Raw genomic sequence first — 21449 nt, 5'->3', positions numbered from 1 at the left:
GCAGCAGCGGGTGACTGTCGGCGGTGTACGGCATGATGCGTGGCGTGACCGGACGACTGATGCTTCTCGACACCGCCTCCCTGTACTTTCGCGCCTACTTCGGCGTCCCGGACTCGGTCAGGGCCCCGGACGGCACGCCGGTGAACGCCGTGCGCGGACTGCTCGACTTCATCGACCGCCTGGTCAAGGACCACCGGCCGGACGAGCTCGTGGCCTGTATGGACGCCGACTGGCGGCCGCAGTGGCGGGTGGAGCTGATCCCCTCGTACAAGGCGCACCGCGTCGCCGAGGAGCACGCGGTGGGCCCGGACGAGGAGGAGGTGCCCGACACGCTGTCGCCGCAGGTGCCGGTCATCGAGGACGTGCTGGACGCGGTGGGCATCGCGCGCGTGGGGGTCGCCGGGTACGAGGCGGACGACGTGATCGGCACGTTCACCGCGCGGGCGAAGGGCCCGGTCGACATCGTCACCGGCGACCGCGACCTGTACCAGCTGGTGGACGACGCGCGCGGGGTGCGTGTGCTGTACCCGCTGAAGGGCGTGGGCACTTTGCAGCACACCGATGAGGCGGTGCTGCGTGAGAAGTATGGGGTCGACGGCAGCGGGTACGCGGATCTGGCCCTGCTGCGCGGCGACCCCAGCGACGGCCTGCCGGGCGTGCCGGGCATCGGCGAGAAGACGGCCGCCAAACTGCTGGCCGAGTTCGGGGACCTGGCCGGGATCCTGGCGGCGGTCGAGGACCGGAGGTCGAAGCTGACGCCGACGCAGCGCAGGCGGCTGGACGAGGCGCGTCCCTATCTCGCGGTCGCGCCGAAGGTCGTCCGGGTCGCGGAGGACGTGCCCCTGCCTGGCGTCTCCACGGCGCTGCCGCGGGCGCCACGGGACCCGGCGGCACTGGAGGCACTGGCGGCCCGCTGGGGACTGGGCGGGTCACTGGAGCGCCTGTTGACGACACTCGTGGCGTGATCTCTCACCGCAAGAGGTGTGAAGTGGGGACGAGGTGCTAACTTAGGTAACCCTAACTACGCGAGACAGGGAGGTCCTCATGGCAGAGCGACCGGGACGCCAGCCGCGCAGGATCCACTCCGCGCTGGTCGTGCGCACCGAGCGGCTGACCCCGCACATGCAGCGTGTGGTGCTCGGCGGCGAGGGCCTCGCCGACTTCGCGGCGGGCACCTGCACCGACCACTATGTGAAGCTGCTGTTCCCGCCCGTGGGCGTCACCTATCCGGAACCCTTCGACCTGCAGCGCGTCCGGGACGAGCTGCCGCGCGAACAGTGGCCGGTGACCCGGACCTACACGGTCCGCCAGTGGGACGCCGAGCACCGCGAACTGACGCTGGACTTCGTCATCCACGGCGACGAGGGCCTGGCCGGTCCGTGGGCCATGCAGGTGAGGCCCGGCGAAACCGTGCGCTTCATGGGACCCGGTGGGGCCTACGCGCCCGACCCGGCCGCCGACTGGCATCTGCTCGTCGGTGACGAGAGCGCGCTGCCCGCGATCGCCTGCGCCCTGGAGGCGCTGCCGCGCGGAGTCAGGGCGTACGCCTTCGTGGAGATCGCCGGCCCCGAGGAGGAGCAGAAGATCGACTCGGACGTGGAGGTCGTCTGGCTGCACCGCGGCGCCCGGCCGCACGGTGAGGCGCTGGTCGAGGCCGTACGGAACCTGGAGTTCCCCGAAGGCCGCGTGCACGCCTTCGTCCACGGCGAGGCGCACTTCGTCAAGCAGCTGCGCCAGCTGCTCCGCGTCGAGCGTCACGTCCCACGCGAGGACCTGTCCATCTCCGGCTACTGGCGCCGCGGCCACGACGAGGACGGCTGGCAGGCCTCCAAGCGTGAGTGGAACGCCCGGATCGAGGCGGAGCAGGAGAGCGTGTCCGCGGCCTGAGGACGTTCTCGTCACCGGGGCGGAGACGTGCGGGAGCCGACCCGCGCATGCAGGTGCATGTCGTGCCACCCGTCCGGGTGCAGGATCGCGCTGCGCTTGGTGCCCTCCAGACCGAAGCCGGTCCTGGCGGCGACACGGCACGAGGCCTCGTTGCGGACGGCGTGCAGAAGCTCCAGACGGTGGAAGCCGGTCTCGTCGAGGGCCCAGTGGGCGAGCGCCGTCGTGGCGCGGGCGGCGACGCCCCGCCCCCGGGCCGCCGGGACGGTCCAGTACGCCACCTCCGCCGTCCCGTCGTCGAGCCGGAGCTCGCGCAGCGCCACCCGGCCCAGCAGCACGCCGGACTCCGCGTCGGCCACGGCCCAGTGCGCTTCCCGCTCCCCCTGCCATGCCTGTCGCCACTCGCGGATCCAGTCCCCGGCCTCCGCCACGGAGTCGGCTGCTCGGGCGTGCCACTGGTGCATCACGGGGTCCTGGAAGACCTCGTGGACAGCGGGCGCGTCCCCGGCCCGCCAGGGGCGCAGCACGAGTCCGCCGTCGGCGGGGAGTGTCGGTTGCGGGCGGCCCGCGAGGGTCCCGGCGTTCAGAACCGGGCTGATGAGGAACGGCATGCCCGCATCCTGGCAAGGGCGGGCCGGGCGGCCCCACTGGTTTTCCGCCCCCGCGCACCGGCCTCGTACGCTGGGCCGCGATGAGACGCAAGCCCCACACCCCGCCCGCTCCCCTGCCGCAGCGCCACGGCGTGGACCCGGTCCGGGTGCGGCTGCCCGCCGCCGGGACGTGGGGCACGGTGCGCGAGCATCTGGTGGAGCGGCTCTCCGGGGCAGGCGCCGGAGTCGTCGACGGCATGTTCGCCGCGGGCCGGATCGTCGGGGCGGACGGACGGCCCGTCGCGGCGGACGCCCCCTTCGTGCCCGGGATGTTCGTGTGGTTCCACCGGGACCTGCCCGACGAGGTGCCGGTGCCCTTCCCGGTGGAGGTCGTGCACCGGGACGAGCACATCGTCGTCGCCGACAAGCCGCACTTCCTCGCCACCACCCCGCGCGGCAGCCATGTCGCCGAGACCGCGCTGGCCCGGCTCCGCCGCGAGCTGGACCTCCCGGCGCTCACCGCCGCGCACCGCCTGGACCGGCTCACCGCGGGACTCGTGCTGTTCACCGTGCGCCCCCAGGAGCGCGGCGCGTACCAGACGCTGTTCCGCGATCGCCGGGTCCGCAAGGAGTACGAGGCCGTCGCCCCGTACGACCCCGCCCTCACCGTGCCCCGGACCGTCCGCAGCCGGATCCTGAAGGAGCGCGGGGTGCTCACCGCCCGGGAAGTCCCGGGCGAACCCAACGCCGTCAGCCACATCGAGCTCGTCGAGCACCGCGACCGCCCCGACGGGCCCGGCGGCCTCGCCCGGTACCGGCTCACACCGTCCACCGGGCAGACCCACCAGCTGCGCGTCCACATGACCGCGCTGGGCGTGCCGATCCTCGGCGACCCGCTCTACCCGGAGGTGACCACCCCCGGGCCGGCCGGCGACTTCCGCCGTCCGCTCCAGCTGCTGGCGCGGTCCCTGGAGTTCACCGACCCGGTCACGGGCGAGGAGCACCGGTTCCGCAGCGGCCGGGTGCTCGTGGCCTGGGCGTCGTACGACCGGTGGGCCGCCGGGACGTACGACGGCCCGTCAGACGGTCAGTAGCCGCGCCACCAGCTCAGGAACCGCTGCCAGACCCCCTTGCGGCGGAGCGGTTCCGCGACGGCCGGCTGCGGCGGCCCCGACACCGGCTGGGGCTGCACCGGCGCCGGCTGGGGCTGCGCGGCGGCCGGCTGGGGCTGCGCGCCGGCCGGGGCGGCCTGCGGCTGCGCGATGCCGATCTGCCAGTCCGAACGCTGCGCGGCGACCGGCTTGTGGTTCGGCACCTCCTGCACGTCCTGCGGCGGCTTGGGAGCGAACTGCACCGGCAGTTCCACCAGATGCCGGGAGGCGATGGACGCCGTCCACCGCAGCTCCTCCTCGTCGCAGTCGAGTTCGACGTCCGGCAGCCGCATCAGCAGCGCGTCGACGCCCACGTCGGCGATGGAGCGGCCGATGTCCTGCCCGGGGCACTCGTGCGGTCCGCCGCCGAAGGCGAGGTGGGAGCGGTTGCCCTGCATGCTGGCCTTCAGGTCCGGCCGCACCCGTGGGTCGATGTTGGCAGGCAGCGGCGCGAAGAGCAGCCCGTCGCCCCGGCGGATGCGCTGCCCGCCCAGCTCGGTCTCCTGCTTGGCGAAGTAGGCGAAGACCGTGCTGAACGGCGGCTCGTCCCACAGGGACTGCTCCACCGCCTCCGGCACCGTCATCTGGCCGCCGTTGAGCTGGGCCCGGAAGCGCGGATCGATCAGCACCGTGAGCAGCACGTTGGACAGCAGGTTGGTGGTGGCCTCGTAGGCGGCGAAGAGCACCAGGCGCAGGTGCTCCCTCACCTCGTCGTCGCTCAGCCGGGCCGGGTGGGTGATCAGGTAGCTGGCGAGGTCCTCCTCCGGCTGGGCGCGGCGGGTGGCGGTGAGCCGGCTCAGGGCGTCCATGACGTAGGAGTGGCTGGCGATCGCGGTGTCGGTGCCCTTGAGGGCGTCGCGGGCGGCCTCGACGAGCCGGTCGTCGTACTCGTCGGGCATGCCGAGGATCTCGCACATCACCGCCATCGGCAGGTGCTCGGTGAACTGGCTGACGAGGTCCGCCTCGCCCGCCTCGCAGAACCGGTTGACGATCACCTGCGTACTGCGGTTGATGTAGCGGCGCAGGCTGCGGAAGTCGATGGTGGAGATGGCGCCCATGACGGCGCCGCGCAGCCGCTTGTGCTCGTCGCCCTCGGCGTGCGAGGCGATGGGCTGCCAGGCGATGTGCGGCATCAGTGGGTGGTCGGGCTTGACCAGCCCCTCCCTGAGCGGGGTCCAGATCCGGCTGTCCCGGCAGAACTGCGAGGGCGAGCGCACCATGTGAAGGTTCTCGGCGTGGCCGAGGACGATCCACATCGGCACGTCGTCGTGGAGCAGCACGGGCGCCACGGGACCGTGCTGGTCCCGCAGCTGTTCGTACAGCGCTCCCAGGTCCTCCGCGTCGTGCAGCCGGTGCAGCCCCCCGGGCCCGAGGCCGTGGGCGGGGCAGCCGGGGGGCGGGCCGGGCCGGAGGTCGTCGTCCGTACTGGTCGGGGCGTGGGATTCAGGCGTCACAGTGGTCGCTCCGAAGCTTTCCAGGTGGCATGGGGGGATGGGGGGTGGTGCGTACGGACACGGATCAGGTGCGCGAGCCCGTCATGGCGAGCGAGTGCAGGAAGCGCATGAGGGTCATCAGGACGTCGCGGCTGGAGGCCCGCCGCCGCGCGTCGCACTCGATGATCGGGATGTCCGGTGTGAGGTCGAGGGCCGTGCGCAGCTCCTCGACGGCGAAACGGGGTGCGTCGGGAAAGGAGTTGATGGCGACCACGAACGGCACGCCGCGCTCCTCCAGGCGCCCCATGACGTCGAAGCTGACCTCCAGCCGCCGGGTGTCGACCAGCACCACCGCGCCGAGCGCGCCCTCGAACAGGCCGTTCCACAGGAACCAGAAGCGCTGCTGGCCGGGCGTGCCGAAGAGGTACAGCACGAGCTGGTCGGTGATGCTGATCCGGCCGAAGTCCATGGCGACGGTGGTGGCCGTCTTGGACGCGGAGCCGAAGTTGTCGTCGACACCGATGCCGGCCTGCGTCATGGTCTCCTCGGTGGTCAGCGGTGTGATCTCGCTGACCGAGCCGACCATGGTCGTCTTGCCGACGCCGAAGCCACCCACGATCACGATCTTGGCCGCGGCCTGTGCCGAGTGGGGCAGCTGGTCCTCGGTCCGGGGGCCCGGGATGGTGTCAGAGCCGTTGAAGTCCATTCATCACCGCTTCGAGGAGGGAACGGTCGGTGCGCGCCTTGCGGACGATCGGGGCGCGCGCCTGTACCAGTTCCGCCGTCAGCAGCTCGGTGAGCAGCACGCCCATCGCGCTGAACGGCAGGTGGAGGTAGGCCGACAGCTCGGCCACTGACAGGGGGGCGGCGCAGAGTCGGAGCAGCGCCGCCTGCTCGGGGGATGCGGAGGGCGGCGGGTCCGTGGCACGCGCCACGATTAACGTCACCAGGTCGAGCTCGGCCCGTTCACCGTCCGGGCCGGCCACCACGTACATCCGCTCCGGGTTCCCGGGTTTGTCCTCGCCGCCCTGGGGCGGCGTGGGCGGTTCCGGTGCGAGGTCGCGCCTCTGGCGTTGCGGAGGCGTCATACGATCTGCCCGTTCCGCCGGGGCGGACTGGTGAGATGGCCGCCGATCCGGACGACCAGATCGCGCATCATCGCGCTCATCCGGCCGGGTTCGCACCGGACGTCGGAGAGCACCGCGAGGAAGGCGTTGGCGCCGGCGGACATCAGGTAGAAGTAGCCGCGGTCGATCTCGATCATGACGAGTTTCATCTCGCCGTCGCCGACGGTGAGTTCCTGGCAGACGCTGCCCGCGAGGGACTGCAGGCCGGCGCAGGCCGCGGCCACCCGGTCGGCCGCGTCGGGCTCGCCGCCGTAGCGGGCGATGCGCAGACCGTCGGCCGAGAGCACCACGATCATCTCGATGCCCGGCACGCCGTCGGCGAGCTGCTTGAGCATCCAGTCGAAGTTGCCTCGCTGCTGGATCACTTGAGGTCCCCCTCGTCGTCGGCCTCGGTGGGAGCCGGGTCGTTGATCAGATGCAGGTACTTGGTCGGGTTCCGGATGAAGTCCGTCGGGTGCGTGCCGGGCTCGATGCCCTGCTTCAGCCCCTCCCAGAAGGCCTCGAGGCCCTTGCCGGGGGCGTCGGGCGCCGACATGTCGCGCAGGGGCTTGATCTCGGGCTCCTGCGTCGCCGCCCACGGGTTGTACTCGCCGCGCTCGGCGGCCTCCCGGTCGGCCTTCTCGTTGGCGGCCTGCTGGGCGAGTCGCTCGGCGAGCGGCATCTTCACCCGGCTGCGGCGCTGCGGCAGGCCGTTCGCGGTCCACTCGGTCACCTCGGGGACGTCGTCGTCCTCCAGGGAGACCGTGGCGGGGATCTTCGGGCTGGTGGGGCGTCGCCTCTTGGGCGCGCGCTTCGGGCCCTCGGGGATGCCGACCGTCATGGGGATGCCGGTGGCGCCGATGCCGTGGGCGAGTCCGACACCGGGCTCGTGGGTGATCATCTGGCTGGGCACGATGAGGATGGCGCGGACGCCGCCGTACGCGGAGGCGCGCAGCGAGACCTGCATGTTGTACGCCGTGCAGAGGCGGCCCACGACGGCCAGGCCGAGGCGCGGGTGCTCACCGATGTCCTGCAGGTCGACGCCCGCCTTGGCGGCCTCCAGCATGCCCTCGATGCGGGCGCGTGCCTCCTCGTTGAGGTTGACACCGCCGTCCTCGATCTCGATGCAGACGCCGGTCTGCACCTCGGTGGCGGTGACGTGCACCTTGGTCTGCGGCGGCGAGTAACGCGTGGCGTTGTCGAGGAGTTCGGCGGCGGCGTGGATGACCGGCTCGACGTAGATGCCCTTGACGCTGACCTTGGCGATGGAGGACAGCTGGATGCGCCGGTACTCCAGGATGCGGGACATGGCGCCGCGCAGGGTGCTGTAGAGGGACACCGGCTCGGGCCACTGCCGTCCGGGGCGGCCGCCGCCGAGGACGGAGACGGAGTCGGCCAGGCGGCCGATCAGGGCGTTGCCGTGGTCGATGCGCAGGAGGTCGTCGAAGACCTCCGGGTTGCGGCCGTGGTCCTCCTCCATCTCCCGCAGTTCCTCGGCCTGCTGGTGGATGATCGCCTGGACGCGGCGGGCGACACTGACGAAGGAGCGTGCGGCGGCGTCACGCATGGTCACTTCGCGGTCGACGATCTTGAGGACCGTCAGCAGCGTCTCGGCCTGCGGTGCGGGGAGGTTGCGGAACGCGGGGTTGGCGAGGCCGAGCTTGCGAATCACCTCCCTGGGGGATTCTCCGGTGCGCAGCAGGTCGAGCGCGGCGGGCACGATCTCCCTCGAGAAGCGGACCAGTTCGTTCTCGTGGGCGGCGATCCGCTGTTCCAGATGCGCGCTGTGCCGGGCGTGCTCCGCACGCTGGTTGCGCAGCGCACGGCCGCGGCGCACCGCCTCGGCAGCCGTCGCGAGCACCAGCGCGGTGGCGATGCCGCCGCACCAGCCGACGGCGGCCCGGGCGGGCTCCGTCACCAGGGCGACGGCGGCTCCGGTCGCCGCGGCCATGACTATGGCAGGCAGCAACAGCACGCGCGCGTAGGGAAGTTCACGGCGACCGGGAGGGGATTGAACACTCACCATGTGGGCCTTCTGACAGGAGTCGACTGAGGTTTGGAGGGACGTGCGAGGGGGTATGTCATGAAACTGTCGGGATCTTCCACACACTGGGGAACAAGCGCACGAATTCATCTCAAGCCGGTGCGCTGCGGGCGAGCTTAGTCCGACCGGATCATCGCCGTGTCATATTCAGCAACTGCCGGAAACCGGACGCGAAGGGATAGTACGCTCAGTCGTTTACACGGTGCGACATCGTTCGAATACGGTCCGTAGTGACGAACGGGCGTACGAAAGCCCACTCACCGTGGTGGGTGAATGGGCTTCAGTGCAACGCCATTCCGGGGGCGCGGGGAACTGCGCGAGCAACCACGAACCACCGGCACCCGCGCAACAGGCTCACCCCACCGACGAGTAGGCGACCACTCCCCGCAGCAGCAGATCCACGGCCTTACGGGCGTTCTTCACCACGGACGACCCCTGCGGGGCGGCCGCGGCGATCTGCCCCAGCACGTCGATGACCTGCTTGCACCACCGCACGAAGTCCCCCGCCGGCATCTCCGCCTCGCGCAGCACCTCGTCGAGCCCCTTCCCGGAGGCCCACTCGTACGCGGCCCAGGCGAAGCCGAGATCGGGCTCACGCTGCCCGACCCCCTCGGTCTGGGTGATCCGGAAGTCCTCCTCCAGCGCGTCCAGCCGCCCCCAGATCCGCACCATCTCGCCCAGCGCGGCCTTGGCCTTCCCGGACGGCACCTTCGGGGCCATCGCGTCGTCCGCGACACGCGACTCGAACACCAACGCCGAGACGCACCCGGCCAGTTCCGCCGGGCCGAGGCCCTCCCAGACCCCTTCGCGCAGACATTCGCTGGCAAGCAGGTCCAGCTCGCCGTACAGCCGCGCGAGCCGCTTGCCGTGCTCGGTGACCTCGTCGGCGCGCAGATAGTCCAGCTCGGTCAGCAGCGCCACAATGCGGTCGAACGTCCGGGCGATCGTGTTCGTACGGCCCTCGATCCGCCGCTCCAGCTGCGAGGTGTCGCGCAGCAGCCGGTGGTACCGCTCGGCCCACCGGGCATGGTCCTCGCGGTCGCTGCAACCGTGGCAGGGGTGTGCGCGCAGCGCGGTGCGCAGCCGGGCGATCTCGCGGTCGTCGGCCGCCTGGGAGCGCTGCTTGCGGTGCCGCTCGGCCGGGATGTGCCCGGCCTTGGTGCGCAGCGCCGAGGCGAGATCCCGACGGGACTGGGGGGAACGGGGGTTGAAGGACTTGGGGATCCGCATCCGCTCCAGCGGCGCCACCGGCACCGGGAAGTCCATGGACGCCAGCCGCTTCACCTGCCGCTCGGCGGTCAGCACCAGCGGGCGCGGCCCGTCGTGGTGCTCGAAGCCGCGGTGGCCGTTCGAACGGCCCGCCGGCAGGCCCGGGTCCAGCACCAGCGCCAGGCCCGCGTACTTGCCGGTGGGCACGTGGATGACGTCACCGGGCTTCAGCTTCTCCAGCGCGACGGCGGCCTCCGCGCGCCGGTGTGCCGCGCCCTGCCGGGCGATCTCGTTCTCCCGGTCCTTCAGCTCGCGGCGCAGTCGCGCGTACTCCTCGAAGTCGCCGAGGTGGCAGGTCATGGACGCCTTGTAGCCCTCCAAACCCTCCTCGTTGCGCTGCACCTGCCGGGAGATGCCGACAACCGACTTGTCCGCCTGGAACTGCGCGAACGACGTCTCCAGCAACTCGCGCGAGCGGTGCCGCCCGAACTGCTCGACCAGGTTGACCGCCATGTTGTACGACGGCTTGAAGCTGGAGCGCAGCGGGTAGGTGCGCGTGCCGGCCAGGCCCGCGAGGTGCTCGGGGCTCATGCCGCGCTGCCAGAGCACCACGGCGTGGCCCTCGACGTCGATGCCGCGCCGCCCGGCCCGGCCCGTCAGCTGGGTGAACTCGCCCGGGGTGATGTCCGCGTGCTGCTCGCCGTTCCACTTGACGAGCTTCTCCAGCACCACCGAGCGGGCGGGCATGTTGATGCCGAGGGCGAGTGTCTCGGTGGCGAACACGGCCTTGACCAGGCCGCGGACGAACAGTTCCTCGACGACCTCCTTGAAGGTCGGCAGCATGCCCGCGTGGTGGGCGGCGATGCCGCGCTCCAGGCCCTCGAGCCACTCGTAGTAGCCGAGGACGTGCAGGTCCTCGCGCGGGATGGACGCCGTGCGCTCCTCGACCAGGGCGCGGACCCGCTCGCGCGCCTCCTCGTCGTTGAGCCGGAGCCCCGCGTGCAGGCACTGCTGGACGGCGGCCTCGCAGGCGGCGCGGCTGAAGATGAAGGTGATGGCGGGCAGCAGCCCCTCGGCGTCGAGCCGCTCGATGACCTCGGGCCGGCTCGGTGTCCAGATCCGGGACCGCTGACGGCGCTCGCGCTCGCGGTCGGCTTCGCGCAGGGACCGGCCGCGTCGGCGGTCCTGGTACGAGGGCCGGCTAGCCTCCATGCGCGCCATGCGCGTGAGATCGGGGTTGACGGCCTTCTTGTGGCCCTCGCCCTCCTCGAACAGGTCGTACATCCGCCGCCCGGCCAGCACGTGCTGGAACAGCGGCACGGGCCGGTGCTCGGAGACGATCACCTCGGTGTCGCCGCGGACCGTGTCGAGCCAGTCGCCGAACTCCTCCGCGTTCGACACGGTCGCCGAGAGCGAGATGAGCGTGACCGACTCGGGAAGGTGAATGATCACTTCTTCCCACACGGCGCCCCGGAACCGGTCGGAGAGGTAGTGCACCTCGTCCATGACCACGTAACCGAGGCCCAGGAGGGTCTGGGAGCCGGCATACAGCATGTTCCGCAGCACCTCGGTGGTCATCACGACCACCGGGGCGTCGGAGTTGACGCTGTTGTCGCCGGTGAGCAGGCCCACCTTGTCCGTGCCGTAGCGGCGGCACAGGTCGGCGTACTTCTGGTTCGACAGCGCCTTGATGGGTGTCGTGTAGAAGCACTTCTTGCCCTGCTGGAGGGCGAGGTGGACGGCGAACTCGCCGACGATCGTCTTGCCGGAACCGGTGGGTGCGGCGACCAGCACGCCCTTCCCCGCCTCGAGCGCCTGGCAGGACTCGATCTGGAAGGGGTCGAGGCCGAAGTCGTACATCTCGCGGAAGGAGGCGAGCGCGGTGGCCTGCTCGACAGCACGCTTGCGGGCTGCCGCGTACCGCTCGGCCGGTGAGAGATCCTCTGTCATCGTGCTTTCGAGCGTACCGGGCCGCACTGACAACAGGACGATCATTATCCGGATCCGTTCCTGTGAAACCCGGGATCGGCGCAGCTCAGGGGCAGCGGGGCTCAGGGGCCGACGACCCGCACGCCCCCGCGTACGCAGTGCGCGCTCAGCGGCAGCGGGCCGAGCGGCTCCCCGTCCGCGTACCCGGTGACGCCCTCGGCGGCGATCTCGACCCGGGCCGCCCGCAGCACCGTCACCTTCGGATGGCCGACGTGCGTCCCGCGGTACACCCTGGGAAACACCCGCAGCAGTGTCGTCCGGCTGCAGTCCCCGACCACCGTGATGTCGAACAGCCCGTCGGTCAGGTCGGCGCCGGGGCAGATCCGCATACCGCCGCCGTAGGAGGTGCCGTTGCCGACGGCCACGAGGGTCGCCTCGACCTCACGGACCTCACCGCCGTCGAGCCGGATCCGGTACGGGACGGGCCGGAACCCGGCGAGTTCGGCGATCATCGCCAGGTCGTACTTGAGGCGGCCGGTGGGCCATCGCATGCGGTTGCCCCGGTCGTTGACGCGGGAGTCGAAGCCGGAGGCGAGGACCGTGCCGAACCAGCGGTCGCCGACCTGCCCGAGGTCGATGTCGCGGAGCCGGCCGCACTTGAGGGCGTCGGCGATCATGCGGCCGGCAGCGGCCGGCTCCCGCACGGGCAGGCCGAGGGCGCGGGCGAAGTCGTTGCCGGTGCCGACGGCGACCAGGCCGAGCGGGGTGCGGGTACCCGCGACCGCCCGCAGCGCGAGGCCCGCCATTCCGTCACCGCCGACGGCGATCAGCGCGCCCGTGCCGCCCTCGACGGCCGCACGCGCGCGGACGAGGGCGTCCGAGGCGTCCTCCCCGAGGACCGTCCGCACCGAGAAGCCGGCCGCCCGCAACGCGGAAGCGGCCGGCTGCGCCGCGCGGGCGCCCCGGCCGCGGCCCGCGGTGGGGTTGACGAAGAGGGTGATCTCGCTGGTCACGCGACCGACCCTACGAGCTGCCTGCCGATCTTCAGGTCACGTCGTCATAACCGTTGACCCGGTCCGAGCGGTCCGAGCTCGCCTGCTCGGGCAGGGCGGCCCGGCTGGTGGTCACGGGCTCGATCGCGCCGATGTCGTCGGGAGTGAGGTCCAGTTCGGAGGCCTCGTCGTCGCCGGGGCCCAGGGCCTCGCGACGGCTGCGCCGACGGTCGTTGAGCAGGGAGAAGGCGGTGGCCGCGAAGTACAGGATCCAGATCGGCCCGGCGAGCGCCAGCATGGTCAGCGGGTCGGTGCTGGGCGTGGCGAGGGCCGCGAAGACCGTGATGCCCATGATCATGCCGCGCCACCAGCCGAGCATGCGCTTGCCGGTGAGTGCCCCGGTGAGATTGAGCATGACCAGCAGCAGCGGCAGCTCGAACGAGAGGCCGAAGACGAGCACCATCCGCATGACCAGGTCGAGGAGGTCGTCCAGCGGAAGGAGGTTGGACGTGCCGCCCGGGGTGAACTCGAGGAGCACCTTCGCCGTGGTGGGAAGCACCGTGTACGCGAAGTAGGCGCCGACGATGAACAGCGGAGCGCCCGTGGCGACGAAGGCGTAGGCGTACTTCTTCTCGTGCCGGTGCAGGCCCGGAGCGACGAAGGCCCACAGCTGGTAGAGCCAGGCCGGGGAGGCCAGCACGACACCGGCCATCAGGGACACCTTCAGCGCCAGCGTGAAGGGCGTGAGCAGACCGTTGATGGTGATCTGCGCGCAGGGCTTCGTACCGGTCTGCGACTTGGCCAGTTCCGCGAAGGTCTTGTCACAGCCGACCGAGTCGAGGATCGGCTTGGTGATCAAGTTGATGATGTCGTTGTAGAAGAAGGCGGCGACGACCGTGACGGCGACGATCGCCAGAATCGCCTTGGCGAGCCGGTTGCGGAGCTCGCGAAGGTGCTCCGCGAGGGGCATGCGCCCCTCCGGATCCCTCTCCTGCTTGCGGGCAGACTTCAGCAACCCACGTTCCCATCTCGTGCGGCGGGCCGGAGGTCACCGGCCCTGCGTCAGCGCTTGGTCGTGTCCGTGGGCTCGTTGACCGGACGCGAGCTGGTCACGTCGCCGGGCGCTGCCTGGATGGTGCGGTGCGAGGACTGCTCGTCGTTGTTGGGCGGGCCGGCCGGGGTCGTGGACGACTTGCCTTCGTCCTTCATCGCCTTGGCCTCGCTCTTGAGGATGCGGGCCGACTTGCCGAGCGACCGAGCCATGTCCGGAAGCTTCTTCGCGCCGAACAGCAGGATGATGACGACGAGGATGAGAATGATCTCGGGGGCTCCGAGCCTTCCGAACATAAGTCTTTACCTTCTCACCGAGGCGGCTGTGGTGGGGGTGCTGTCCGACCGGTCGGACAAGTGTCCGAACGATCGTGCTGGCAGCGATCGTAACGCTCGGGGGTAAACGTGAGGCAATCCCTCTGCATCCCCCGTGCGTACTCCCGTCCGCGACCAGTGCCTCGTTAACCGGGCCGCGACCAGCAGCGTACCTGCACGAACCGCCGACGTGACAGGGCGAAGTGTCCCGAAACGCAACTCGAGGCCGCCCGCCGGACGGCTCACAGAGCGTCCGCGGAACGGGCGGCGCTCTCCGCGGCCCGCTCCAGGTCCTCGGCCGCCCGGTTGATACGGCGGGCCGAGTCGGTGACCTGCCTGCCCAGACGCTGTGCCGCCACGAAGACCCGCACGGCGAGCACCCCGAGCACCAGGAGACCCACGAAACCCACAGCAACCGCGAACATCGGCCAGAACATGACGCCGAGCCTAGACCTTCCCGCGCGGGCGAACGCCCCGGCCCACCAGCACCTAGACGGTGGAGTGCAGCCTGAGGGTCCGCACACCGCCGCCGGTGAGCAGTTCCACGATCCGCTCCCCCGCGGGCTTGCGGACGGACGCGCCGCACTCCGGGCAGATGAAGGAGTAGAAGGTGGTGCGGCTCGTGGCGCCGATGGCCAGGCGCAGGGCGCCCGCGGCGAGCTCGAAGCATCCTCGGCAGTCGGGGCAGCCCGCCTTGAACACGACCGGGGTCACGCTTCTCATCCCGGCGAACGCGGACTCCACCGTCATGCCCCGCACACCGGACGTCGCCGACTCGCTCAAGCCCTCGCTCCTCTTCCTGGGGTCGTTCGCCTCCGGGGCGCCACGGCCGGTGTCGCGGTCCGGCCGTGCCCGGCCGTGAACCCCGGTGGGCGCCTGCGGCTCACTCGCGTCCGTCGCCCGACCCGTCCGGAACCGCGTGCGGCCCGGGTACGCCGGCCTCCACGACTCGAGCCGTCCGCACCGCCTCGAGCCCGTCGTACGCCGCCAGCGCCTCGCGGGCCGCCTGCCGGGCGCTGTCGGCGAGCTCCGGCGGCGACACGATCCGGCCGTCCCGCCCGAGCCGCAGTGCCAGGCGCCGGAGCGACGCCGGTTCGGGGGTCCGCAGAGTGATACGCAGCCCGCCGTCCGGGAGCTCATCCGCACTGTCGTGCGGGTAGTACTCCGCGACCCAGCGGCCGCCGGGCCCGACCTCGACCACGACCTCCGGATCCTCCGCCGCAGGCTGCACCAGCGCCTCCGAGAGGTCCCGCAGCTCGATCTCGGGCGGCGCCGACGGCTCGTCCAGGATCTTGATCTCGGCGACCCGGTCGAGCCGGAAGGTGCGGCGCGCCTCGGAACGGCGGCACCAGGCCTCGACATAGGTGTGCCCGACGCTGACCAGGCGGATGGGGTCGATCTCCCGCTCGGTGACCTCGTCGCGCGCGGGCGAGTAGTAGCGGATCCACAGCCGGCGGCGCTCGGCGATCGCCCGGTCGACGTCCGCGAACACGCCGCCCTCGGACTCGAAGGTCACCGACAGGCGCGAGCTGGCGCCCGCCGCCTCGCCGGCCGCCGTCTCGACCTTGGCCGTCGCCCGCAGCAGCGCCTGCCGGTCGCTCTCGCGCAGACCGGGCAACGTGGACACCGCCCGGGCGGCGACGAGCAGGGCGGTGGCCTCGTCGGCGGCGAGCCTGAGCGGCTCGGCCGCTTCCGCCGCGAGGGCGGCCGGGTTGTGCCACCAGATGCGCTCGCCGTCGGTGTCGATGTCGAGCAGGTCGCCACCACGGAAGCTGGTGCCGCACATGGGCAGCACGTCGAGGTCGGAGACCAGTTCGTCCTCGCTGATGCCGAAGGCGCGCGCGACGTCCTCGACCCGGGCTCCGGGGCGCTCCTTCAGATACGTCACCAGCGAGAGCATCCGCCGGGTCTGGTCGATGGCGTTCACTGGCCTGACCGGTTTGCCTGCCACTGTCTTTCCGCTCCCCCTCAGCCCTTGGCCACGGCCCGCAGCCGGTCCACCACGTCGGCCCGCAGCTCGGCGGGCTCCAGGACGACCACGTCCGGCCCGAACTCCACCAGCCAGGCGTCCAGCCCGTGACCGTACGGAATCTCCAACTCGTCCCAGCCGTCGCCGAGTTCCCGAACGGAGGTGGCCTTCGCCCGAAGGGGGTACCCCGATCCCGTACGCAGCCGGATCCGCGCCGACCGGTCGGCGATCTCCCCGGCCCAGCCCGCGACGGTCTCCCGGACGGTGACGACGTCCGGCACGTCAGCGGTGTACCGGCCACCGCGCGAGCGGACCTTGCCGGTGATCCGGGACAGCCGGAAGACCCGCTCGGCGCCCCGGTCGCGGTCCCAGCCCGCCAGGTACCAGTGCCCCCGCCAGCACTCCAGCGCCCACGGCTCCACGTGCCGCTGCTCGGGGTGGGCGGCGGTGGCCTTCCGGTAGTCGAAGGCGACGGGCCGGCGGTCCCGGCAGGCCAGCATCAGCGGCTCGAACGCCGCCTCGTGCACGGGGATGCGCGGCTCCAGCGCGCCGTGCGACCCGTACGGGTCGACGTCCTCGGGGAGTCCGGCCGCGCGCAGCTTCTGCAGGGCGCCGCTGGCCGCTCCGGCGAGCCGGGCCTGCTGCCACACCTTGGCGGCCAGCCCGAGTGCGGCGGCCTCCTCGGCGTCCAGGGTGATGGGCGGGAGGCGGTTGCTGTCGCGGCGGGCCATATAGCCGACGTCGCCGTCGAGGCTCTCGACGGTCTCGATGACCAGCCCGAGTTCGCGCAGGTCGTCCTTGTCGCGCTCGAACATGCGGTTGAACGAGTCATCGGAGCCGCTCGCGCCGTTGCCCGGCCCGAAGGCCTCGACGTAGGCCTCGATGGAGTCGCGCAGCTCACGCTTGCTGAGCGGCCGGCGTGTCCCGAGCAGACACAGCGCCAGATTCATCAGCCGCTCCGCCTTGGCAATGGCCATCGACGCGCTTCGCCTCCCTATGGTGCTTACGAGCGATGACCGTACCGCCACACGGTGGCACGGCAAAAGCCGAGGGCCCATGCCCGAACAGGCATGGGCCCCACATGATCGAGTCTGTTCGGAGCTTGTCAGACCCCGAGCAGGTCGACCACGAAGATCAGCGTCTCGCCGGGCTTGATCAGAGGGGTCGGGCTCTGGTTGCCGTAGGCGAGGTGGGCGGGGACGGTCAGCTGGCGGCGGCCGCCGACCTTCATGCCCTGCACGCCCTGGTCCCAGCCCTTGATGACCCGGCCGCCGCCCAGCGGGAAGCGGAAGGGGGCGCCTCGGTTCCAGCTGGCGTCGAACTCCTCGCCGGTGCTGAAGGAGACACCCACGTAGTGCACGGTGACGGTCTGGCCGGCCTGCGCGACCGGGCCGTCGCCCTCCCAGATGTCCTTGATCTCGAGGTCCGCCGGGGGCTCGCCGCCCGGGAAGTCGATCTCGGGCTTGTCGATGCTCACTTCATCTCTCCTTGTTACGTGACCTGCGTCGGGGACAGTCTCACAGACCGGCCGGGTCAGACCGTGCCGAGGATGTCCACGGTGAAGACCAGCGTGTTCTTGGACAGCTCGCTCTGAGGGTTCCCGCCGTAGCCGAGCGAGGGCGGGATCACCAGCAGCACCCGGTCGCCCACGTGCTTGCCGACGAGGCCCTTGTCCCAGCCTGCCACCACGGAGCCGTTGCCGATCTGGAAGGCGGTGGCCCCGCCGTGGTCCCAGGAGGAGTCGAACTTCTTGCCGTCCTCCCACTTGACGCCGGTGTACTGGGCGATGAGGCCCTGGCCGGCCTCGACCTTCTTGCCGTCGCCCTTGATCAGCACCTGCTCCTTGAGGTCCTTGGGAGCCTTGTCTCCCTTGGGGACGGTGATGGTCGCGGCCTTCTGCGACGGCGACTTCACCTCGGGCATGCCCGCCTCGGAGGCCGCCTGCTCGCCCTCGGCCTCACCCTTGGCGTCGACGCTCGCGGCCCCGACCGGGTCGACCACCCAGATCAGCACGTCCTTCGCGGAGATCCCCGAGGACGTGTTCAGGCTCTGGCCGATCAGATCACCCGCGGTGCCCTGCACCAGGATCCGGCTGCCGGGCTTCTTGCCCTTGACCGCGTCGAGGACCTTCTCGGGAAGCTGCTGACTCGGCTTGCCGATCTGCTCGATGGACTGCCGTCGGGGCGCCTTGTCACCCGTCGCCCCCGCGGCCCAGCTGCCGCCGAGCTCCTGGCCGCCGCTCCACTTCTCGACGGTCCAGTCCAGGCGGACGAAGTCCGAGCCCTTGATCGGGGTCCCGCTGCCCGCCGAGACCGTCTCGACCACGGTCTTGTCGGACGGCTTGCCGTCCTTGGGCACGGAGATCTCGGGCTTCGCCCCGACCTTCCCCTTGACCTCGGCGACGCCGCCCGCCGCGTCACCGTTGTTCCCGTCGTCCGATCCGCACGCGGCGGTGAACAACAGGGCGGGAACGGCCAGCAGCGCGGCCACGAGTCGTTTCGTGTTGTAGTTCATCAGTCCAACTGGGATCGGGAGTGGGGGGCAATGGCCGCCACTCTACGGCGTACACGCTCCCCGCTCGGTTCACCGCGCGACACGACGTCGCCCTGGCCGGTTTCCGGCCAGGGCGACGTCACTGGGTGTGCGGCTCGCGGACGGACGGTCAGGAAGCGGTACCGCCGTCGAGCGACCGCAGCTTGCCGTGGAACGTCGTCCGCTTCATCCGGTCGGCCGGACCGCCGTCGTGCGCGCCGTCCGCGTAGGTGGCGTCGACGACGGTGTCGCCGGTCTCCCGGTAGAGGAAGTTGGGCGTCATGGCCGGGGCGGTCTCCGAGTCCACGGTCTCGTACGCGCTGCCGAAGACGACGAGCGAGGCGCCCTTCGTGAAGGTCTTCTTCGCCGGCGCCTCCTCTATCTCGTAGCGGACGCCGTCGGCGGTACCGCCCATGGACCGCAGGACGACCTCGGTGCCCTCTTCCAGACCGCCCTTGTGCACCTCGTCAACCCGGACGACGACAGGCGTGTAGACGACCTCGAACTCCGATCCGTCGTCGAGCACGTCCTTGGCGTACACGTCGGGACGCGTGCCCACGACCGTGCCCTCGAAGACGTTCTCGTTCATCGGGAACTCGAGGGCGGCCGTGGGACTGCTGTCGACCGCGTACGGGTGCGCCGATATGACGCGCACCGACCTGTCCCCGTCCTTCTTCGCGGCCTGATCCCTGTCGTCACCGCCGGCCCCGGCGCATGCCGTGGTGCCGAGTGCCACAAGGGCGAGAGCGGCCGCCACGCGGACCGCAGTGCTGTGCCGCATGGTGCGTACTGCGCTCATTTCTTGGTTTCCCCCGTTCAGTAGATGGCCCGGACGCCCGCGATGTCGTCGCTGTTCAGCGCGCGGCGGGTGCCCGTGTTGACGGCCGTCATGACCGACTTCTTCTCGGCGTTGGTGTACGAACTGCCGTCCGAGCAGTGCGGGGGCCAGGGGTGGGCCAGGCCGGTGAAGTGACCGACCTCGTGCACGGCCACCGTCTGCACGTCCGCCTTGCCCTGACTGATGTTCTGGCTGCCGTTCACCCACCGGAACCGGTTGGACAGGTACAGCGTTCCGCCCTTGTGGGTGCTGCCGGAGCGCTGGGCCGCCGCGTATCCGGGCGCGTTGCCCATGAGGCTGGTGTAGCCGTAGGAGGCGCGGAAGGCGTAGATCTGCCAGCCGCTGGTGTAGACGGGCGAGTTGTAACGCAGTGCGGAACTGCTGCGGTTCCACTGCTTCAGTCCACTGTTGAGGCCGGCCCGCAGACTGCTCGGGAACGTGGTGTTGGCGCCTATGGTCTTCGCGGTGCCGGGGCTGACCCACTTCGTCATGCCGGAGCGGCAGTACGCCTCGGCGTTCGAAGCGCTCAATCCCACCAGCGCCGTCGTCATCACGGTTCCCGCCGTTGCGAGGACGGCCGCGTGACGGGTCCTTGTCATGACAGAGCGCAAAATGACCCCCCGTTGTGTGTCGATGCTTCCGGGCTCCCCGGACAGGGCTCCCCTAGCGATGCCGTCGACCCGGTCATGGTCATGACGGCTGGCCAGAAGTTAACACCACGTCACTGACATGAACACGTGATTTTTCACAGGAGGATGCGAACCGAAGAGGACAGACAGGCCCACGCCCCGGCGCGTCACACGCAGCCATCGGATCCTGCGTGATAAAGACCTATCGGCGCACGGCAGGCGTTCCGCGCCCCCCGAGGGAACAAATCACCTGGAACAGTGCCAGGAATGAACGATTCCACTCAGGGCGGCTCAGCCTGCCCAAAGTGAAATCTTTCACAGCGGACACGCAAAAGCCCGCTGCCCGGAGGTGCGAACACCTCCGGGCAGCGGGATCACGGACGGACACGAGTCCGGCCGGCGCCGGCTCACATTCCGGCGATCAGCTTCTCCACCCGCTCGTCCACGGAACGGAACGGGTCCTTGCACAGCACGGTCCGCTGAGCCTGGTCGTTGAGCTTGAGGTGAACCCAGTCGACCGTGAAGTCACGGCGCTGTTCCTGGGCCCGCCGGATGAAGTCGCCGCGCAGCCGGGCCCGAGTGGTCTGCGGCGGGACGGACTTGCCCTCGAAGATCTTCAAGTCGTTGCAGATACGGGCCGCCTGGCCCTTCTTCTCGAGCAGGTAGTACAGGCCACGACGGCGGTGGATGTCGTGGTAGGCGAGGTCTATCTGCGCGACCCGCGGATGCGACATGGTCATGTTGTGCTTGGCGCGGTACCGCTCGATGAGCTTGTACTTCATGACCCAGTCGATTTCGGTCCCGATGCGGTCGAGGTCCTCGGCCTCGATCGCGTCCAGCGTGCGGCCCCACAGCTCCAGGACCTGCTCGACGGTGCCGGTGCGGATGCCCCGGCGCTCGCAGAAGTCCACGGCCTTCTCGTAGTACTCGCGCTGCACCTCCAGGGCGGAGGCCTCGCGTCCGCTGGCCAGGCGCACCTTGCGCCGGCCGGTGATGTCGTGGCTGACCTCGCGGATCGCCCGGATCGGGTTCTCCAGGGTGAGGTCCCGCATCACCGTGCCCGCCTCGATCATGCGCAGCACCAGGTCGGTGGCACCGACCTTGAGCAGCATGGTCGTCTCGGACATGTTGGAGTCGCCCACGATGACGTGCAGGCGGCGGTAGCGCTCGGCGTCGGCGTGCGGCTCGTCTCGCGTGTTGATGATGGGCCGGGAGCGGGTCGTCGCCGAGGAGACGCCCTCCCAGATGTGCTCGGCCCGCTGGCTGACGCAGTACACGGCACCGCGCGGCGTCTGCAGCACCTTGCCGGCACCGCACAGCAACTGCCGTGTGACCAGGAACGGAATGAGAATGTCCGCGAGCCGGGAGAACTCCCCGTGCCGGGCGACCAGATAGTTCTCGTGGCAGCCGTAGGAGTTGCCCGCCGAGTCGGTGTTGTTCTTGAAGAGGTAGACGTCGCCCGCGATTCCCTCCTCGTGCAGGCGTCGTTCGGCGTCCACCAGGAGTCCTTCGAGAATGCGCTCGCCTGCTTTGTCGTGGGTGACCAGTTCGGTCACGTTGTCGCATTCCGGTGTCGCGTATTCCGGATGCGATCCCACGTCGAGATAGAGGCGGGCGCCGTTTCGCAGAAAGACATTGCTGCTGCGGCCCCATGACACGACACGGCGGAAGAGGTAGCGCGCCACCTCGTCAGGAGACAGGCGGCGCTGTCCCCTGAACGTGCACGTGACGCCGTACTCGTTCTCCAGCCCGAAAATGCGGCGGTCCATGAGGGAACA

General features: G+C 70.6%; 22 protein-coding genes. 3 read left to right on the top strand and 19 right to left on the bottom strand.

Features of this window, described 5'->3' with window-relative positions; all coding sequences use genetic code 11:
* Positions 1 to 35: 35 nt before the first annotated feature.
* Positions 36 to 965 carry a 5'-3' exonuclease gene (locus tag IO24_RS0132445; protein WP_234335310.1) on the top strand — a complete coding sequence of 310 codons (930 nt, stop codon included), beginning with the start codon at positions 36 to 38 and terminating at the stop codon, positions 963 to 965.
* Positions 966 to 1044: 79 nt separating this feature from the next.
* Entirely contained in the window at positions 1045 to 1887 is an 843-nt protein-coding gene (locus IO24_RS0132440) for a siderophore-interacting protein (RefSeq protein ID WP_031141987.1), read from the top strand.
* Between the two features lie 11 nt (positions 1888 to 1898).
* On the opposite strand, the gene IO24_RS0132435 is transcribed toward IO24_RS0132440, so the two are convergent.
* Positions 1899 to 2495, bottom strand: coding sequence for a GNAT family N-acetyltransferase (locus tag IO24_RS0132435; protein ID WP_031141985.1), 597 nt, complete (start codon positions 2493 to 2495; stop codon positions 1899 to 1901).
* Between the two features lie 80 nt (positions 2496 to 2575).
* Between IO24_RS0132435 and IO24_RS0132430 the strand changes: the two genes are divergently transcribed.
* Complete coding sequence (locus IO24_RS0132430; protein ID WP_031141982.1) at positions 2576 to 3568, top strand: pseudouridine synthase; 993 nt, start codon at positions 2576 to 2578, stop codon at positions 3566 to 3568.
* Here the strand turns inward: IO24_RS0132430 and IO24_RS0132425 are convergent.
* From IO24_RS0132425 to pafA, 18 genes are all read right to left on the bottom strand, one after another.
* Positions 3562 to 5079 carry a cytochrome P450 gene (locus tag IO24_RS0132425; protein ID WP_031141980.1) on the bottom strand — a complete coding sequence of 506 codons (1518 nt, stop codon included), beginning with the start codon at positions 5077 to 5079 and terminating at the stop codon, positions 3562 to 3564. The two genes, IO24_RS0132430 and IO24_RS0132425, sit on opposite strands and share 7 nt — an antisense overlap.
* Before the next feature lie 64 nt (positions 5080 to 5143).
* On the bottom strand, positions 5144 to 5764 hold the full coding sequence (locus IO24_RS0132420) for a GTP-binding protein (RefSeq protein WP_031141978.1): 621 nt from the start codon (positions 5762 to 5764) through the stop codon (positions 5144 to 5146).
* Positions 5745 to 6146, bottom strand: coding sequence for a DUF742 domain-containing protein (locus IO24_RS0132415; RefSeq protein ID WP_031141976.1), 402 nt, complete (start codon positions 6144 to 6146; stop codon positions 5745 to 5747). The genes IO24_RS0132420 and IO24_RS0132415 overlap by 20 nt, the downstream gene beginning before the upstream one ends.
* Positions 6143 to 6550 carry a roadblock/LC7 domain-containing protein gene (locus IO24_RS0132410; RefSeq protein WP_031141974.1) on the bottom strand — a complete coding sequence of 136 codons (408 nt, stop codon included), beginning with the start codon at positions 6548 to 6550 and terminating at the stop codon, positions 6143 to 6145. Before IO24_RS0132410 ends, IO24_RS0132415 begins: the two co-directional genes overlap by 4 nt.
* Positions 6547 to 8190 carry a sensor histidine kinase gene (locus IO24_RS0132405; protein ID WP_078899441.1) on the bottom strand — a complete coding sequence of 548 codons (1644 nt, stop codon included), beginning with the start codon at positions 8188 to 8190 and terminating at the stop codon, positions 6547 to 6549. The genes IO24_RS0132410 and IO24_RS0132405 overlap by 4 nt, the downstream gene beginning before the upstream one ends.
* Positions 8191 to 8562: 372 nt before the next feature.
* Entirely contained in the window at positions 8563 to 11412 is a 2850-nt protein-coding gene (locus tag IO24_RS0132400) for a DEAD/DEAH box helicase (RefSeq protein WP_031141969.1), read from the bottom strand.
* Positions 11413 to 11468: 56 nt separating this feature from the next.
* Positions 11469 to 12359: a diacylglycerol kinase gene (locus tag IO24_RS0132395; RefSeq protein ID WP_031141967.1), complete on the bottom strand. Its 891-nt coding sequence runs from the start codon at positions 12357 to 12359 to the stop codon at positions 11469 to 11471.
* 31 nt (positions 12360 to 12390) lie between these two features.
* Positions 12391 to 13353: a twin-arginine translocase subunit TatC gene (gene tatC, locus IO24_RS0132390; RefSeq protein ID WP_031141965.1), complete on the bottom strand. Its 963-nt coding sequence runs from the start codon at positions 13351 to 13353 to the stop codon at positions 12391 to 12393.
* Positions 13354 to 13400: 47 nt separating this feature from the next.
* Positions 13401 to 13685, bottom strand: a complete 285-nt coding sequence (gene tatA / locus IO24_RS0132385) for a Sec-independent protein translocase subunit TatA (protein ID WP_031141963.1) — start codon at positions 13683 to 13685, stop codon at positions 13401 to 13403.
* A gap of 260 nt (positions 13686 to 13945) precedes the next feature.
* Positions 13946 to 14140 (bottom strand): hypothetical protein, encoded by a 195-nt coding sequence (locus IO24_RS0132380; protein WP_031141961.1) that lies wholly within the window; start codon positions 14138 to 14140, stop codon positions 13946 to 13948.
* A gap of 52 nt (positions 14141 to 14192) precedes the next feature.
* Positions 14193 to 14486: a hypothetical protein gene (locus IO24_RS0132375; RefSeq protein WP_031141959.1), complete on the bottom strand. Its 294-nt coding sequence runs from the start codon at positions 14484 to 14486 to the stop codon at positions 14193 to 14195.
* A 100-nt stretch (positions 14487 to 14586) separates the two neighbouring features.
* A complete protein-coding gene (locus IO24_RS0132370) occupies positions 14587 to 15654 on the bottom strand; it encodes a helix-turn-helix transcriptional regulator (RefSeq protein ID WP_031141957.1) in 1068 nt (355 codons plus the stop codon).
* 17 nt (positions 15655 to 15671) lie between these two features.
* Complete coding sequence (locus IO24_RS0132365; RefSeq protein WP_031141955.1) at positions 15672 to 16649, bottom strand: helix-turn-helix transcriptional regulator; 978 nt, start codon at positions 16647 to 16649, stop codon at positions 15672 to 15674.
* Positions 16650 to 16777: 128 nt separating this feature from the next.
* Complete coding sequence (locus IO24_RS0132360; protein ID WP_031141953.1) at positions 16778 to 17149, bottom strand: FKBP-type peptidyl-prolyl cis-trans isomerase; 372 nt, start codon at positions 17147 to 17149, stop codon at positions 16778 to 16780.
* A gap of 56 nt (positions 17150 to 17205) precedes the next feature.
* Positions 17206 to 18186, bottom strand: a complete 981-nt coding sequence (locus tag IO24_RS0132355) for an FKBP-type peptidyl-prolyl cis-trans isomerase (RefSeq protein WP_031141951.1) — start codon at positions 18184 to 18186, stop codon at positions 17206 to 17208.
* A gap of 148 nt (positions 18187 to 18334) precedes the next feature.
* Entirely contained in the window at positions 18335 to 19003 is a 669-nt protein-coding gene (locus IO24_RS0132350) for a hypothetical protein (RefSeq protein WP_157851297.1), read from the bottom strand.
* Between the two features lie 17 nt (positions 19004 to 19020).
* A complete protein-coding gene (locus IO24_RS0132345) occupies positions 19021 to 19641 on the bottom strand; it encodes a matrixin family metalloprotease (RefSeq protein ID WP_078899440.1) in 621 nt (206 codons plus the stop codon).
* Between the two features lie 437 nt (positions 19642 to 20078).
* A complete protein-coding gene (pafA, locus tag IO24_RS0132340) occupies positions 20079 to 21440 on the bottom strand; it encodes a Pup--protein ligase (RefSeq protein WP_031141946.1) in 1362 nt (453 codons plus the stop codon).
* Between the last annotated feature and the right edge of the window lie 9 nt (positions 21441 to 21449).

The organism is Streptomyces flavovariabilis, from assembly GCF_000725785.1.
GTDB lineage: Bacteria > Actinomycetota > Actinomycetes > Streptomycetales > Streptomycetaceae > Streptomyces > Streptomyces hawaiiensis.
This window is presented reverse-complemented; position numbering and strand designations above follow the sequence as displayed.

Coding starts and splice junctions, on each gene's coding strand:
- IO24_RS0132435 (WP_031141985.1), bottom strand. CDS start 2,495: ATGCCGTTCCTCATCAGCCCGGTTCTGAACGCCGGGACCCTCGCGGGC.
- IO24_RS0132430 (WP_031141982.1), top strand. CDS start 2,576: ATGAGACGCAAGCCCCACACCCCGCCCGCTCCCCTGCCGCAGCGCCAC.
- IO24_RS0132350 (WP_157851297.1), bottom strand. CDS start 19,003: ATGAGCGCAGTACGCACCATGCGGCACAGCACTGCGGTCCGCGTGGCG.
- IO24_RS0132405 (WP_078899441.1), bottom strand. CDS start 8,190: ATGGTGAGTGTTCAATCCCCTCCCGGTCGCCGTGAACTTCCCTACGCG.
- IO24_RS0132400 (WP_031141969.1), bottom strand. CDS start 11,412: ATGATCGTCCTGTTGTCAGTGCGGCCCGGTACGCTCGAAAGCACGATG.
- IO24_RS0132345 (WP_078899440.1), bottom strand. CDS start 19,641: ATGACAAGGACCCGTCACGCGGCCGTCCTCGCAACGGCGGGAACCGTG.
- IO24_RS0132380 (WP_031141961.1), bottom strand. CDS start 14,140: ATGTTCTGGCCGATGTTCGCGGTTGCTGTGGGTTTCGTGGGTCTCCTG.
- IO24_RS0132445 (WP_234335310.1), top strand. CDS start 36: ATGCGTGGCGTGACCGGACGACTGATGCTTCTCGACACCGCCTCCCTG.
- IO24_RS0132415 (WP_031141976.1), bottom strand. CDS start 6,146: ATGACGCCTCCGCAACGCCAGAGGCGCGACCTCGCACCGGAACCGCCC.
- tatA (WP_031141963.1), bottom strand. CDS start 13,685: ATGTTCGGAAGGCTCGGAGCCCCCGAGATCATTCTCATCCTCGTCGTC.
- pafA (WP_031141946.1), bottom strand. CDS start 21,440: ATGGACCGCCGCATTTTCGGGCTGGAGAACGAGTACGGCGTCACGTGC.
- IO24_RS0132355 (WP_031141951.1), bottom strand. CDS start 18,186: ATGAACTACAACACGAAACGACTCGTGGCCGCGCTGCTGGCCGTTCCC.
- IO24_RS0132365 (WP_031141955.1), bottom strand. CDS start 16,649: ATGGCCATTGCCAAGGCGGAGCGGCTGATGAATCTGGCGCTGTGTCTG.
- IO24_RS0132420 (WP_031141978.1), bottom strand. CDS start 5,764: ATGGACTTCAACGGCTCTGACACCATCCCGGGCCCCCGGACCGAGGAC.
- IO24_RS0132440 (WP_031141987.1), top strand. CDS start 1,045: ATGGCAGAGCGACCGGGACGCCAGCCGCGCAGGATCCACTCCGCGCTG.